This window comes from Campylobacter sp. B0100352/1 (assembly GCF_020135855.1).
GTDB lineage: Bacteria > Campylobacterota > Campylobacteria > Campylobacterales > Campylobacteraceae > Campylobacter_D > Campylobacter_D taeniopygiae.
In genome coordinates, this window is sequence record NZ_JACHTP010000001.1 from 93,371 (window position 1) to 107,987 (window position 14,617).

General features: G+C 27.9%; 17 protein-coding genes and 1 pseudogene. 8 read left to right on the top strand and 10 right to left on the bottom strand.

Annotated elements, in window-relative coordinates; genetic code table 11:
• Positions 1-32: 32 nt before the first annotated feature.
• Both H2279_RS00490 and ccoG read right to left on the bottom strand, forming a co-directional pair.
• Positions 33-659: a TetR/AcrR family transcriptional regulator gene (locus H2279_RS00490; protein ID WP_337195232.1), complete on the bottom strand. Its 627-nt coding sequence runs from the start codon at positions 657-659 to the stop codon at positions 33-35.
• Positions 656-2,023: a cytochrome c oxidase accessory protein CcoG gene (gene ccoG, locus H2279_RS00495; protein WP_137623253.1), complete on the bottom strand. Its 1,368-nt coding sequence runs from the start codon at positions 2,021-2,023 to the stop codon at positions 656-658. Before ccoG ends, H2279_RS00490 begins: the two co-directional genes overlap by 4 nt.
• A gap of 179 nt (positions 2,024-2,202) precedes the next feature.
• Here ccoG and rpsU point away from each other — a divergent pair, with 179 nt between their 5' ends.
• From rpsU to H2279_RS00535, 8 genes are all read left to right on the top strand, one after another.
• The gene (gene rpsU, locus H2279_RS00500) at positions 2,203-2,415 is read left to right on the top strand and encodes a 30S ribosomal protein S21 (protein ID WP_002780697.1); all 213 of its coding nucleotides are present in this window, start codon (positions 2,203-2,205) and stop codon (positions 2,413-2,415) included.
• A 168-nt stretch (positions 2,416-2,583) separates the two neighbouring features.
• Positions 2,584-3,183, top strand: a complete 600-nt coding sequence (locus H2279_RS00505) for a UPF0323 family lipoprotein (RefSeq protein WP_337195233.1) — start codon at positions 2,584-2,586, stop codon at positions 3,181-3,183.
• Between the two features lie 9 nt (positions 3,184-3,192).
• A complete protein-coding gene (locus H2279_RS00510) occupies positions 3,193-4,362 on the top strand; it encodes a glutathionylspermidine synthase family protein (protein WP_137623251.1) in 1,170 nt (389 codons plus the stop codon).
• A gap of 3 nt (positions 4,363-4,365) precedes the next feature.
• On the top strand, positions 4,366-5,304 hold the full coding sequence (locus tag H2279_RS00515; protein WP_337195234.1) for a D-2-hydroxyacid dehydrogenase: 939 nt from the start codon (positions 4,366-4,368) through the stop codon (positions 5,302-5,304).
• Positions 5,294-5,785, top strand: a complete 492-nt coding sequence (locus H2279_RS00520; RefSeq protein ID WP_137623249.1) for a YajQ family cyclic di-GMP-binding protein — start codon at positions 5,294-5,296, stop codon at positions 5,783-5,785. Before H2279_RS00515 ends, H2279_RS00520 begins: the two co-directional genes overlap by 11 nt.
• An 11-nt stretch (positions 5,786-5,796) precedes the next feature.
• Complete coding sequence (locus H2279_RS00525; protein WP_337195235.1) at positions 5,797-6,273, top strand: hypothetical protein; 477 nt, start codon at positions 5,797-5,799, stop codon at positions 6,271-6,273.
• Between the two features lie 4 nt (positions 6,274-6,277).
• Entirely contained in the window at positions 6,278-7,099 is an 822-nt protein-coding gene (locus H2279_RS00530; RefSeq protein ID WP_337195236.1) for a hypothetical protein, read from the top strand.
• Positions 7,099-8,814: an ATP-binding protein gene (locus H2279_RS00535; protein WP_337195237.1), complete on the top strand. Its 1,716-nt coding sequence runs from the start codon at positions 7,099-7,101 to the stop codon at positions 8,812-8,814. Before H2279_RS00530 ends, H2279_RS00535 begins: the two co-directional genes overlap by 1 nt.
• Here H2279_RS00535 and H2279_RS00540 read toward each other — a convergent pair.
• From H2279_RS00540 to H2279_RS00575, 8 genes and pseudogenes are all read right to left on the bottom strand, one after another.
• A complete protein-coding gene (locus H2279_RS00540; protein WP_337195238.1) occupies positions 8,780-9,331 on the bottom strand; it encodes a ferric reductase-like transmembrane domain-containing protein in 552 nt (183 codons plus the stop codon). The genes H2279_RS00535 and H2279_RS00540 overlap by 35 nt on opposite strands.
• The gene (msrP, locus tag H2279_RS00545; protein WP_137623244.1) at positions 9,331-10,224 is read right to left on the bottom strand and encodes a protein-methionine-sulfoxide reductase catalytic subunit MsrP; all 894 of its coding nucleotides are present in this window, start codon (positions 10,222-10,224) and stop codon (positions 9,331-9,333) included. Before msrP ends, H2279_RS00540 begins: the two co-directional genes overlap by 1 nt.
• Positions 10,225-10,279: 55 nt before the next feature.
• Entirely contained in the window at positions 10,280-11,062 is a 783-nt protein-coding gene (locus H2279_RS00550) for a hypothetical protein (RefSeq protein WP_137623243.1), read from the bottom strand.
• Positions 11,059-11,900 (bottom strand): annotated as a pseudogene (gene pyrF / locus H2279_RS00555) (orotidine-5'-phosphate decarboxylase). The gene H2279_RS00550 and the pseudogene pyrF overlap by 4 nt, the downstream one beginning before the upstream one ends.
• Complete coding sequence (gene nusB, locus H2279_RS00560; RefSeq protein ID WP_337195239.1) at positions 11,897-12,295, bottom strand: transcription antitermination factor NusB; 399 nt, start codon at positions 12,293-12,295, stop codon at positions 11,897-11,899. The pseudogene pyrF and the gene nusB overlap by 4 nt, the downstream one beginning before the upstream one ends.
• Positions 12,295-12,759 carry a 6,7-dimethyl-8-ribityllumazine synthase gene (ribH, locus tag H2279_RS00565; protein WP_137623240.1) on the bottom strand — a complete coding sequence of 155 codons (465 nt, stop codon included), beginning with the start codon at positions 12,757-12,759 and terminating at the stop codon, positions 12,295-12,297. The genes nusB and ribH overlap by 1 nt, the downstream gene beginning before the upstream one ends.
• Positions 12,759-13,571, bottom strand: a complete 813-nt coding sequence (gene kdsA / locus H2279_RS00570; RefSeq protein WP_337195240.1) for a 3-deoxy-8-phosphooctulonate synthase — start codon at positions 13,569-13,571, stop codon at positions 12,759-12,761. Before kdsA ends, ribH begins: the two co-directional genes overlap by 1 nt.
• On the bottom strand, positions 13,568-14,497 hold the full coding sequence (locus tag H2279_RS00575; RefSeq protein ID WP_337195241.1) for a DMT family transporter: 930 nt from the start codon (positions 14,495-14,497) through the stop codon (positions 13,568-13,570). The genes kdsA and H2279_RS00575 overlap by 4 nt, the downstream gene beginning before the upstream one ends.
• Between the last annotated feature and the right edge of the window lie 120 nt (positions 14,498-14,617).

Here is a 14,617-nt window from a genome sequence, read left to right on the forward strand (position 1 = left end):
ATTTTATTAATTAAACTTGAATTTAATATTTTTTAGGTTTTATTTGAAATACCATTTAAAAAAAGATCAACCATAAATTCTATATGTTCTTCTTGTTCTTTATTATTCATAAGCGGGGAATCTACTAGAACATTTAAAGTATAATAAGGTTCTTTTAGCATATTGCAAAAAGTAATGGCCAACTTTGCGGCATTATCGCAGATGTATTTATTTTTTTGCTTTGAAAAAAGATTTGCTAAGATGTTACGAGCGAAAAATTTTTGATTATCTTGTATCCAATTTTGAAGATAAGCTGTATTATAAACTTGAGAAAAAATAATTTTTCCCAAAGAAACCATTGGAGCTGTATTATATATATTGACAAAAACTTTAGCAAAAGAAATTAAATTTTCTTTTAAATTTTTATTTTCAGAGATATGAATTTGAGATGCAATAAGATCAAAATGTTTCTTGCAAACATCATCTAAAATTTCAAAAAATAAACCCTCTTTGCTTTGAAAACAATCATAAATATTAGAATAAGAGCCCCCAGAAATTTTGATAATATCACTTAGGCTGGTTTCTTGAAATCCTCGTGCTAAAAAAAGTTCGCAGGCGACTTTTTTTATTTTATCTTTTCGAGCCAAATTTTTCTTAGAAAGTATTTTGTTTGAATTCATTTTACCTCCTTAAAAATTGAAACTTTAGGATAAATAAAAATCGTTTTTCTAAAAATAACGATTTTGTTATCATCTTTAGCATAAGCTTTAATTGAAAGCGGAAAAATAACATCTTTATGATTATCGTTAGCAAGTTTTTTTATAGCCTTAATGATGACAATTTTTTTGCTCTGTTCTCCGGCTGAAATTTTAAAAGGTTTGCTCGGACGAATAATTTCAATACCGTTGTCAATACCTTCTATTTTAGCTTCAAAATAATACTCATGATCTTTTATATCTGTATTTTGAAATAAAAATGTATATGCGTTTGAAACTTCTATATTGTCACCTACGCGCGAAATCTGATACAACTCACTACTTCGGTTGATATTTAAAAGCATGTGTTCTTTTTTACTACCCATAACAAATAAGGCAATTAAGACAATTGTAATAACGATTAAATAACCAACAGTTCGAAAGCGAAAATATTTAATTTTTTGATCGGTTTCTATTGATTTGACACTTGTCCAGTTAATAAGGCTTGGGCGATTAAATTTATTTTGAATTTTAGAACAAGCATCGGCACATTCTAAGCAATTAATGCATTCAAGCTGCATTCCTGCTCTAATATCAATATGTGTTGGGCAAACGCTCACACAAGCTTCGCATCCTATACATTCTCCTTGAGGAGGTTTTTTATGAAGTTTAAATTTACCATCAAAAATAACTCCTCCGCGTTTTTCATTATAAATAACTTGCATAGTATCGCGATCAAACATAACTGATTGTATTCTAGCATATGGGCAAACATAGATACAGAATTTTTCTGCTAGATAAGTGACATCAAGGGTAAAAAGTAGACTTCCAAAAAATAAAATTCCCATCAAAAGAAAATGCTCATTGGGATTTTTTATGTATTCAAAATACTCTTCTGGTGGAACAAAATACCAAAGTAAATTACTTATAGCAATTAAAGAGATAAAATAAAATAAAATAACGGCAATTGTTTTTTTTAAATATTGACCGGAATATTCTTTTTGTTTATTGTTGATATTTTTTCTAATTTTTAAAATTTTTGTTTGGATTAAATCTCTATAAATAACCCTAAAGATAGTTTGAGGACAACTCCAAGCACACCAAATTCTACCCCCTAATGTCGTTATAAAAAATATAAATAAAAAAAGAAGTATAAGGACAAAAGGCATAAGATAAAATTCCTGAGTGGAGAAAGAAACAAAGAATAAATTTAATTTAGCATGGACAAAACTTAAAAGAAAAAAATGATTCCCATTGATTCTAATAAATGGCAAACTTAATGCAATAATACTAATAATACCATAAAGAATATAACGCTTTTTCGTATAATCGGTAATAAAATTTTGCATTTAACTCCTTTTTATTTCTGTTTTCTATGGCTATTATAATTCATAAAAACTAAAATATTTTTTAAATGTTTTCTAAGTTACCTTTAATAAGAAATATTTAATGATAAATATTTTATAATCTTTCTCTTAACAATGAAATTTTGTTAAGCAAAATTAAATTACGAAAGGTGGTGAGGATAGTGCCAGGAATTAAGGTGCATCCTAACGAGTCTTTTGACGAAGCATATCGTAAATTCAAAAAACAAGTTGATAGAAATCTTGTTGTAACTGAAGTTAGAGCGAGAAGATTTTTTGAGCCTATGACTGAAATTCGTAAAAAACAAAAAATTTCAGCACGTAAAAAAATGCTTAAAAGACTTTATATGCTTAGACGATACGAATCAAGACTTTAAATCAAAGGCCTTTTCAAGGCTTTTGATAATCCTTGAATCTTCTTTAAAACTCAATTAAAAATTTTTTAAGTACAAAACTATTTTAATTTTTCTAATATCAAAGAATGAATTTATTATTTTTTGTTAGAATTAATCATTAATTTTTTTGATTATTAGGGGTGCTTATTTATGAAAAGGATTAAAAAAATTATTCAAATCGGTATGATAGGTGGTTTAGCAGCTGTAGCAGGGGGTGCTTTGGTTGCTTGTAGTAGCGATAACTCAGATACTTCAAATCAAATTTCAAATATGCAAGGTGCTTTTGTTGTCATAGAAGAAGTTGCACCGGGTCAATATAAAATAAAATATCAATTTCCTAGCGATGAAACCGTGGTAATTTTAAAAGATTTAAATGGTACAGAACGAATTTTAAGCAAAGAAGAAATGGATGCGCTTATAAAACAAGAGGCCGAGAAAATAGATAATGGAACTTCTAATCTTACTCAAAGTAATCATCAAATGAATAGTGGTGGATTGAGTTTAGGTGAAACTTTACTTACAAGTGCTGCTGGAGCTATTATAGGAAACTGGATTGGTTCAAAACTTTTTGGCAATCAAAATTTTATTAATCAACAACGTGGAGCCTTTACAAGTCAAAGTGCTTATCAAAGAAGTGTGAATAGTTTTAATAAGGCAAGTACAAGTAAATCTTCTAGTTCTTCAAGATCGGGCTTTTTTAAAGGTGGATCTAAAACAAGTTCTGGTTTTAGTTTTGGTTTTGGTTCTTAAGGAAGGTGTATGAGATTATTAAAAGTTAATAAGCTTCAAAAGGATTATTTAGAAAGTATAGGCTTTTCTTGGCATACTGACGAAGATGGTAGTGATTATATCAGTGATGCTTTAGTTTGTGTTAAAGAAAATGAGGCAAATGCTTATTATGAAGCGGCTAATGAGCTTTATGATATGTTTGTAGCAGCTGCACAAAATGTGATCGATAATGATCGCTTTGATGAATTAGGTATTCCTTTTAACCTTGTAGATGCTATTAAAATGAGTTGGGAAAATGATGTTCATTGGCATTTATATGGAAGATTTGATTTTGCGGGAGGATTGGATGGAAAACCTATTAAGCTTTTAGAGTTTAATGCGGATACTCCAACATCTCTTTTTGAGAGTGCAATTTTACAATGGGCAATTTTAAAACAAAACAATATGGATGAAAGTTATCAATTTAATAATATTTATGAATCCTTGATGGAAAATTTTAAAAGATTAATTACACTTAATGATGATACTAGTTTGTTTGAAAATTACTATCAAGGCTGGAAAATTCTTTTTTCAAGTATCGCTGGAATCAAAGAAGAGGAAATCACAACGAAATTATTAACTCATATTGCTAATGAAGCGGGTTTTGAAACTAATTTTTCTTATGTGGATGAGGTGGAATTTAGTGATGAGGGTATTTTTAAGGATGGAATTAACTATGAATATTGGTTTAAATTGATACCTTGGGAAGATATAGCGATAGAAGAAGGAGATCTTGCTATGCTTTTAACGCAGATCATGCGTAATCAAAAGGCCATCATTTTAAATCCTGCTTATACTTTGATATTTCAATCAAAAGGCATTATGAAAATTTTGTACGAGCTTTACCCTAATCATCCATTACTTTTAGAAACAAAAGATCAGCCTTTAGTTGGAAAAACTTATGTTAAAAAGCCGGTTTTTGGTAGAGAAGGGGCTAATGTAAGTATTATTAAAGATGAGCAAATTTTAAATGAAAATGAAGGACCTTATGAAAATAACAAATTCATTTATCAAGAATACGTAGAATTAAATTCTCATGAAAATGAGTTTTATCAAGCAGGAGTATTTTTTGCTTATGAAGGGTGTGGTTTAGGTTTTAGAAAAGGTGGAATGATACTTGATAATTCCTCAAAATTTGTTGGACATATTATTAAGGAGTAAAAGATGAAAATAGTATGTTTAGATGCGGCAACTTTAGGAAATTATGATTTTAGTGTTTTTGAAAAATTTGGAGAAATCAAACTTTATGATACAACTAAAGATAAAGAGCAAGTGATTGAGCGTTTAAAAGATGCTGATATTGCGATGACTAATAAAGTAGTGATCGATAAAGAAATTATAGATGCTTGCTCTAATCTTAAGCTTATACTAGAAACTGCCACGGGATTAAATAATATTGATGTTGATTATGCTAAGGAAAGAAATATTGTGGTAAAAAATGTTGCAGGATATTCTACAATGAGTGTTGTACAGCATACTTTTGCTTTGGTTTTTGCTTTTTTAAATCATATTCCTTATTATGATCAATGGGTAAAAAATGAAAAATGGTGCAAAAGTCCTATTTTTACAGATTTTAGTAGAATTTTAGTCAGCATGGAAGGTAAAAAACATGGTATTATAGGACTTGGTTCTATAGGAAAAGAAGTCGCTAAAATTTCAAAGGCTTTTGGAGCTAAAATTTATTATTACTCTACAAGTGGGGCAAATACAAATTCTGAATTTGAACGTTTAGAATTAGATGAACTTTTAAAGATTTGCGATATTGTAAGTATCCATGCTCCATTAAATAATAAAACGATAAATTTATTAAATTTGGAAAAATTAGAATTATTAAAAAATGATGCGGTTTTGATTAATGTTGGTAGAGGTGGCATTATAAATGAGTTAGATTTGGCAAAGGTGATGGATCAAAAAAATATCAAGGTTGGGCTTGATGTATTGGAAAAAGAGCCTATGTTAGAAAATCATCCACTTTTAAACATTAAAAATAAAGATCATCTTATCATCACTCCTCATATTGCATGGGCATCTAAAGAAGCTATTAATACTTTAATGAGTAGAGTTTATGAAAATCTTGAAGAATGGATAAAAAATGGCAAGTGAACATAGTTTTGATATTTCTGCAGCAATAGATAAACAAGAGCTTAAAAATGCTTTTGAGCAGGCAAAAAAAGAATTAGACTCAAGATATGATTTAAAGGGTATTAAAACTGAAATTGAGTTGAATGAAAAAGACAGCATTTTCAAACTTAGCTCCTCAAGTGAGTCAAAACTCGATGTTTTAAAAGATATTGTTATTTCTAAACTTATCAAAAGAGGTATTAATTCTAGTGCTATTAAGGAGCTTTCTCGTGAAAATGGAGCCATGTTTCATTTAAATTTAAAAGCAAATGATTCTATAGATGGTGAAAATGCTAAAAAAATCAATAAGGCTATAAAAGAGAGTAAATTAAAGGTGAATTCTTCAATCAGAGGAGATGAAATTCGTGTTGTGGCAAAACAAATTGATGATTTGCAAGCTGTGATGAAAATTGTTCGTGAGCTTAATCTTGAGCTAAATATCAGTTTTAAAAATTTAAAATAAGGTTTAGAATTTTGAAAAAAATATTTTTTTTCTTTTTGATAATATTCTTTTTTAATGCGTGTGCCATAAAAAATCAAAATAATCTCAGTCAAAGTATAGCAATAATCATAAATTCACCTTTTCTTAAAATGAGTGATTTTGGATTTTTAATAAAAGAAAATCAAACCTTAAATTTAGAGGTTTATCATTTAGGTCAAGCTTTTTTTAATTTGAAAATTAAAGATAAAATTTGTTTAAATGCTGCATGTTATGATAAAAAAGTTTTTAATAAAAAATTTTTTAAAAATGAATATTATGATGATATCTTAAGTGATATTTTAAATGCAAAACCTTTATGGCAAGGAAAAAATTTGCAAAAAACAGCTAGTGGATTTAAACAAAATTTAAAAGCAAAAAATTACGAAATTTTTTATGAAGTTTCTAAAAATAAAATCAGTTTTTTTGATACAGTTTCGCGTATAAAAATCATTTTGGGTTACCAAGGATAAAATTTTGAAATTTTTTTTATTTTTATTTTTTGCTATCAGCTTACTTTTTTCTAAAAATTATAAAGGTGAAGCGTATTTTTATGATCTAAAAGACAAGCAAATTTTTGCCATAATTTATGAGGATGCACCTTTTATACCTGTATTTGATAAGGATATCAATCAAACAAGCCCCAGCTTTATAGCCCTAAGCGATCTTAATACAAGCAAAGAAATTCCTATTTTTAAAATTTCAAAGGTTTGGAAAGATCAAGATGATATTTATGTAATTAACGAAGCAAAAGAATTAATACTGGATAATAAAAAAATCAAAGCGCAAAAATTAGGTTTTACAAATTTATATCTTTTTGAAGATCAAAATAATATTAAAATTAAAAGTTGTTTGGATTTTTTAAAAAATGATGAATTTAAAAAAATTCATCAATTAAGCAATAAAGATTTTGATTTTGAGCAAATTATTCAAAAACCTATATTTTTAAAAGATGGAAAATTGAGTTTTCAAGAGCAATATTATTTTTATAAAGATGAAATGGAACGCCCGATTTTAGAGCTTAACAATTTTGTTTATGATATTAAAAAAAATACTTTTATTCATTTAAATCAATTATATGATATAAAAAATCATCAGTTTTTAGATCTTTTGCATCAAAAACTTAAAAAATTTTGTGCAGAATGTTTTGAGGATATTGATAAAATGGATTTTAATGATAATTTTTTATTGACTCCTTATGGGATTAAAATATGCTATTTACCTTTTGAAAATCATTTTTTAGATGAAAATATTTGTATTGATTTTTTTAATAATGAAATAGAGGAATTTAAGAAATAATGCTAAAACTCAAAGAATTTTTAAATTTAAAAACCATAGAAAAAACTCAAATATATAAAGAACTGAAATGTTCTAAAAACGAAGCTTTGATTTTAAGAGAACTTTGTAAGCATTATGTTATTTCTGTTGCTTCTGTGAATGCATTTACTTTATTATCCAGTATTTTTGGCATGGAAAAATATGCATATTTAGATGTTTTAGGAGATTTAAAAAAACTGATAGAAAGAGGTTTTGTTAATCAAAATTCAAGTTTTTTTAAAAATATTGAAAGCAATAAAAATCAAACTTTAAGTTTAAATTTATTGCAGTGTGAGCTAAGCTTGAGTGAGTATTTTTTAGAATTTTTAGAATCAAAATCCAATAATTTAGATTTTAGCAAAAAAGAAGCTTACGCTGATTATTTAGAATATCTTAAAGATGAATTTATGCGCGTTGAACTTTATGAAAGATTGAGTTTTATTAGAAAAAGTGCTTACAATAGTGAATTAAAAGAGCAAATTAAACTTTGCGAAGATTATATTAAAGAGCGTTTGAAAAAAAGTAAATTTTATAATGTTTTATCCGATATCTTTAAGGAATTTAATCTCAATCAAAAAGAGCAAATTATTTTTTTAACACTTTTAAGAGAAGAATATTTATTGAGCAATGAAAATTCGACTTTTAGAGAAATGAATTTTTTATTGTCCCTTGTTAGCGAAGATGAGCTTGATAAGCATAAAAATAAAAGACTATTACAAGAAAATTCTCCACTTTTAAATTTAATAGAATATGATGAGTATTTGAATTCTTTTGGAGATATTTCAAAAAGCTTTTTTATTACAGATGAAATTTTACAAAGAGTGATTAATTTTGAGCCAAAACAAAGTAAAAAAGTTAAAATTGAAAATGTTTTAAAAGAGCAAGATATTTTTGAACTCATAGAACCAAGGGTTAATATCAACGATATTATTATGCCTGAAAATACCAAAGAGCTTTTAGAAAGCATTCTTAAACAACAAGATAAAAAAGTGCTTGAAAGATTAAATTTATGGGGTATAAAAAACAATAAAAATATAGAAGCTAAAATTATTTTTTATGGGCCTGCTGGAACAGGAAAAACTATGTCAGCCTTAGCTATGGCTAAGTCGATGAAAAAATCAGTTCTTAGCTTTGATTGCTCTAAAATTCTTAGCAAATGGGTAGGAGAAAGCGAGCAAAATGTTAGGAAAATTTTTGATACCTATAAAAATATAGTGCAAACTTGTAAGCAAAGTCCTATTTTATTGTTAAATGAAGCGGATCAATTTTTAAGCACAAGGGTTGAGAGTAGTGCAGGAAGTGATAAGATGCATAATCAAATGCAAAATATCTTTTTAGAACAGATCGAGCGTTTTAGCGGAGTGATGATTGCAACTACGAATTTTTTAGAAAGTTTAGATACGGCATTTTCAAGAAGATTTGATTATAAAATAGAATTTAAAAAGCCTGATTTTAAAGATAGGCTAAAAATGTGGGAAAAATTTTTACCCAAAAAAGCCGAATTTGATAAAAAATTTGATATTAATATCTTAGCTAATTATGAATTAAGTGGGGCACAAATTTTAATGATTATAAAAAATACAGCCTTAAAAGTCGCAATTTCCAAAGAAGGAATTTTTCACATGCAAGATTTTTTAGAAAGCATACAAAAAGAACTTAATTCTAGTTTCGATAAAAGCAAAATCGTAGGTTTTTAATATAGCGTAAAATAAAATAAATCATTGCTATAATTAAAGCACTCCACTCCCAAAACATAGGAATTTTAGGACTTAAAAAATAATGATAGCTTGAAATAACTAAGCATAAATATCCTAATTTTCTTATTTTGCGTATTTTCTTAAAGCAATTAAAAGAACTTAAAAACATCAAACAAATGATAATAAAAGCTATAAATCCAGTTGTTTCTAAAAAATGGAATAAAATATCATTTAAAAGTCTTGAAATTTGGGCATTTCTATCAAAAATAAAATAGTTTAAAAAATGAATAGCACCCCAAAAAGTTGCAAAAAATCCCAAAATTTTGGGATAATTTTTGGTTGATTTGAATTTAAATAAAGAAAAAAATAAACTTAAATTTAAAAATATTAAAGCAAAAATTCCTGTATTAAAATAAATTTCTTTTACAAAATCAAAGGCTTTTATGACATTGTAAAAAGAATAAATCAAACTTGCTAAGAAAAATATGAAAGCAAAAAAATTAAAATACTTACTCATTAAAAATTAACCTTTAAATCCATACCTTCATAAAGTTTTGCAACCTCTTTTTCATAGCCATTAAACATTAAAGTAGGTTTTGTGAAAAAATCACCCAAGGCTCTTTCATTTGCTTGAGACCATCTTGGATGGGATACATTTGGATTAACATTGGCATAAAAACCATATTCATTTGGAGCATAATTTTGCCAAGTTGTAAGAGGTTGTTTTTCTACAAATTCAATTTTTACAATCGATTTGATACTTTTAAAACCATATTTCCAAGGAACAACTAAGCGTATAGGAGCACCATTTTGTGGTTTTAAAGGTTTTTTATACATTCCTACAGCAAGCAAGGTTAGTGGATGCATTGCTTCATCCATTCTAAGCCCTTCAACATAAGGATAGTCTATAGTTGGAAAAAGTGCATCTTGATCAGGAAATTGATTTTTGTCAAAAAGTGTTGTAAATTTAATAAATTTAGCCTTTTGAGTCGGTTTTACCTTTTCTATTAGATGACGCAATTCAAAACCAATCCAAGGAACTACCATAGACCAAGTTTCAACGCAACGAAATCGATAAATTCTTTCTTCTAAAGGAAATTTTAAAATATCTTCCATGCTAAGAGTTATAGGTTTTTCAATTTCTCCGCTGATTTCAATTTTCCAATTTTGAGTGTTAAAATTTTGAGCTAAGGCTACAGCTCTTTTTTTATCGGTGGAGAATTCATAAAAATTGACATAATTTGTAGCCAATTCTTCATCACTTATTTTTAAATTATCAAGATTTTTATCTTTAATGAAGTTAAAAGCGGAAAGTTTGGAACTGATTAAAGTTGAACTTATAAGTGCTCCAATGCCTAATTTTAAAAATTTCCTTCTTTTTTGATATAAATATTCAGGCGTAATATGCATAATTTTTCCTTGTTAAAAATTTTTATTATTAAAGCATATTAGAGCTAATATAAGATTATTTTTGGGTTATTTTTTCAAGTTCTAGATTGTAAAGAATTTCTCCACATAGTTCTTTGTAATTGTTTGATAGTTTTAATTTTGAAATTTCTTGCATAAGAATTTGGACTTCTAATTCTTTAAGTTTGGCAAGTTCTTGTTTAAAATTTTGATCTTTTGGATACAATAAAGAATATTCTTTTAAGATGATCTCATAAATATTAAAAGAGCCATCAATAAGATAATTAATCGCCTTATCAAGATGTTGATTATAATCTTTTAAGTTAAGAGGATTAAGGATCATAATACAAAGATGAATCATTGCTAGGTGAAAATTATTAAGGCACCTTTCTGGAAGGGTTAAAATATCGCTTTTTTTAAAATGATCTAAATTTTGAAAATTTTCTATTGAAAATTTATATCCAAAGCTTTCATCAATGCTAGATATAATGATTTGGAGTTTTTGTTCTTCATTGAGTTTTTGTCTAAAAGCGACAAAATAGCCCAAAGCCTTATAAAACATTTCAAAAAATTCAATATGTTTATTTTCTCTTAAACAAGAAAGATTAAGACTTTTGGGTGCTATAGAATATTGCTGCATATATTTTTGAACTTTTAGGGCGATTTTATTTCTTATGCCCGTTAAGTAATTAAAATCTTTTTGTTTTAAGATTTGATGATAAAAAAATACAAAATCTTTGATTAAAATTCGATTATTTTTTTCAAAAGAAATAGTAGAATCGACACTAATAAATTGATTGTAAAGATTAAAATAATCACATTCTAATTGCTGATAATTCAATACTTTATCCCACACTTTTGATAAAATTCTTTTAAGGCTTTTTCTTTATCGGGTTGGGTTTTGATCCATTCTTCAAAATTTTTGCAAATATCCCATTCTTTTTTTTGATTGTTTTCATAAATTTGATCTATATTTTCTTCATTTATTTTTTCTTTGCTCATATAAGCTCCAAAATCTTTTCGCAGATCGCTTTAGGATCTTTATCTTTATATATAGGGCGTCCTATGACTATAAAATCACTTTTATTTTCTTTAGCTGTTTCTAAATTAGCAACTCGTTTTTGATCGTCATTATTCTCTCCAAAAGGACGAATGCCTGGTGTTAATGTTAAAAAATTTTGATGAGTATTGTTTTTGATATTTTTGCTTTCAAAAACAGAGCATACCATACCATCAAGCCCATTTTGATAAGACATTTTAGCGAAATTAATTACAGCTTCATCAATGCTTTGTTTATAAATATTGAAAAAATGCTCTTCATCAAAACTAGTTAGAGCAGAAACAGCCAAAACTAAAGGGCGTTTAGAAAATTTATTAAGTCTGTTCATCACTTCTTGCATGGCTATATTTCCAACACTTGCATGAATATTGATCATATCAACTCCAAGTTTGGAAATTTCTTCACAAGCATCCGCAGTTGTATTAGGAATGTCATGAATTTTTAGATCTAAAAAGATTTTAAAATGATCTATTTTTTTTAATTCTTCTATAAATTTAAAACCATCTCTTAGATAAGCTCTTAGGCCTATTTTAAGCCAAAGATCCAAGCCTTTTAATTCTTTGGCTATATTAAGACATTCTTCTTTGGTGGCAAGATCTAATGCAACGCATAATTTCATTTTTTAGCCTTAATCAGTGAGTCTAAAACTCCATTGATAAATTTAGGAGAACTATCATTAGCTAATTCTTTAGCTAATTCTATCGCTTCATTAATGATGATTGCGCTAGGTGTGTCTGTAAAAAGCAACTCATAAGCTCCAAGTCTTAATATAGCTCTTTCAATATATCCTAATTTTTCAATTTTGTTTTCATTAAGATGAGTATTTAATTTCTCATCAATATTGGAAAGATTATGAATAATGCCTTGATATAAATTTAAAGTAAATTTTTTTTGCTCATTGCGAATCTTTTTTTCATTTAAATAATCATCAATAAAATTTTCATTTTTTTCATTCATTTCTAAAGCATAAAGCAAAGAAACAACACTTTGTCTGACTTGATGACGCGTTGCCATTAAATTTCCTTGCTTAAATTAAGCATTTCTATAACTGTAACCATAGCCTCAAAACCTTTATTTCCAGCTTTGCTTCCTGCTCTTTCTATGGCTTGTTCTATAGTATCAGTGGTGAGTACGCCAAAACTTACAGGAATATTATGATTTAAACTTACATTGGCAATGCCTTTTGTGGTTTCTGCTGCAACATAATCAAAATGCGGAGTCGATCCTCTAATAACAGCACCTATGCAACAAATAGCGTCAAATTTTTGACTTTCTATAGCTTTTTTTAAGATGAAAGGAAGTTCAAAAGCCCCTGGAACAAGAATAAGGCTTAAATTTTCTTCTTTACCTCCATGTCTTAAAAAGGCATCTTTAGCACCTTCAACAAGACGATCGGTGATGATGTGATTAAATCTTGCATTGATAATTGCAATTTTTTCATTAGAGTTAAGATTTAGTTTTCCTTCAATAATTTTCATTAAATATCCTTTATAATATTTTGTATTTTTAAGAGTGTTTCAACACAATTTTTAAGACGTGAAATATCTAGCATATTTGGTCCATCGCATAGAGCCTCACAAGGATTGATATGGGTTTCAAAGAAAAATCCATCTACTCCAACTGCTGCTGCTGCTCTTGCTAAAGGCTCTACAAATTCGCTTTTACCTCCGCTTTTACCTCCTGCAGTTCCTGGCATTTGAACACTATGAGTCGCATCAAATACAACGGGTGCAAATTCACGCATAATAACTAAAGATCTCATATCTACAACTAAATTTCCATATCCAAAGCTAGCGCCTCTTTCGGCAACAAAAATTCCATTTTGTTTCGCTACTTCATAGCCTTCTTCATTGATACCTCTAGTTTGAAGAATTTTTTTAACGCTATATTTAATATCGTTTGGGTTTAGAAATTGGCCTTTTTTGATATTGACTTTTGATTTGGTTTTAGCAGCCTCAACAAGCAAATCAGTTTGACGACACAAAAATGCTGGAATTTGAAGTACATCAACGACTTCACTCGTAATTGATGCTTGAGTACTTTCATGGATATCGGTTAAAATTTTCATGTTAAATTCATTTTTTACACTTTGTAAAATTTTAAGTCCTTCTTCGATTCCAGGTCCGCGAAAAGAATCAATGCTTGTGCGATTAGCTTTATCAAAACTGGATTTAAAATAAAATTCTATATTTTCATTTTCATTAAAAAATTTAAGTTGTTCAGCGACTTTAAATACTAAATCTTTGCTTTCTATGACGCAAGGACCAGCGATTAATATCATTTTTTTCATTTTTTTCCTTTTACGACTAAGATTAATCCTCCACAAATTATCCCTATTATACCTAAAAAAACCATAGCACTTGGTAAATTATCGCCCAAAATTAATCCAACAATTAAACTAAAAATCACATCAAAATAACTTACACCCGCGACAATACCAGCTTGTTTAGCTATCCCATAGGCTTTGGTGACATGAATTTGATAAATGGTGCCTAAAATTCCCATGATTAAAATAATGATCCATGATTTTAAACTAGGCATTACAAATGGAGCTAAAATAAAATCCATATGCAAAGAATGAAAATCTTTAGATTGAAAAAATTCAGCTCCTATCATTGAAAGTAAAGGCATGAGTGTGCCAAGAAAAATAAATGAAAAAGCAATTTGTTCTGTGGTGTAAGATTTTCTAAGTTTTCTCACGCTTGTAAGGGCTAAAGCAGCTAGAAAGCCACTTGAAATTCCTATGATGGAATTTTTTAAATCAAAGCCCGAGTGATAGGCTTTATCAGCCCAAGGTTGAGTGATTAAAAGCATGCCTAAAAAAGCGATAAAAATTCCTATACAAGCCTTTTTTTCTAGTTTTTCTTTAAAAACAAAAAAAGCAATGAGGGTGATAAAAATAGGTGCTGTTTTTTGAAAAGCAAAGGCTCCACCTAAGGTGATGTTTGAGATATTATAAAAAAACATATAAAGTGAAAGTGTGCCCGCAACACCTCTAAAAACTAAAAGCCAAAAATACCCACCTTCTTTGTGAACTTTTGATTTTTTCAATAACCAAAGTAAAAATACAACTCCTATGATATTTCTAAAAAACATAATTTCAATAGAGCTTATTTCTTTGCTTAAAATTTTAGCACAAGCTCCCATAAGCGTAAAATCCAAACATGCTAAAAGCATAAAATAAATTCCAAGATTATGTCTGATAAGTTTTCGCATTTTTATTCCTTGAGGATTAACTTGAAAAATGGATTAATTCTAGTCTTTTTTTGCTTAATATTAAGGCAAATTTTATATAATTTTTCTTAAAAAAATTTTACTTTGAAAAATAGGAAAAAA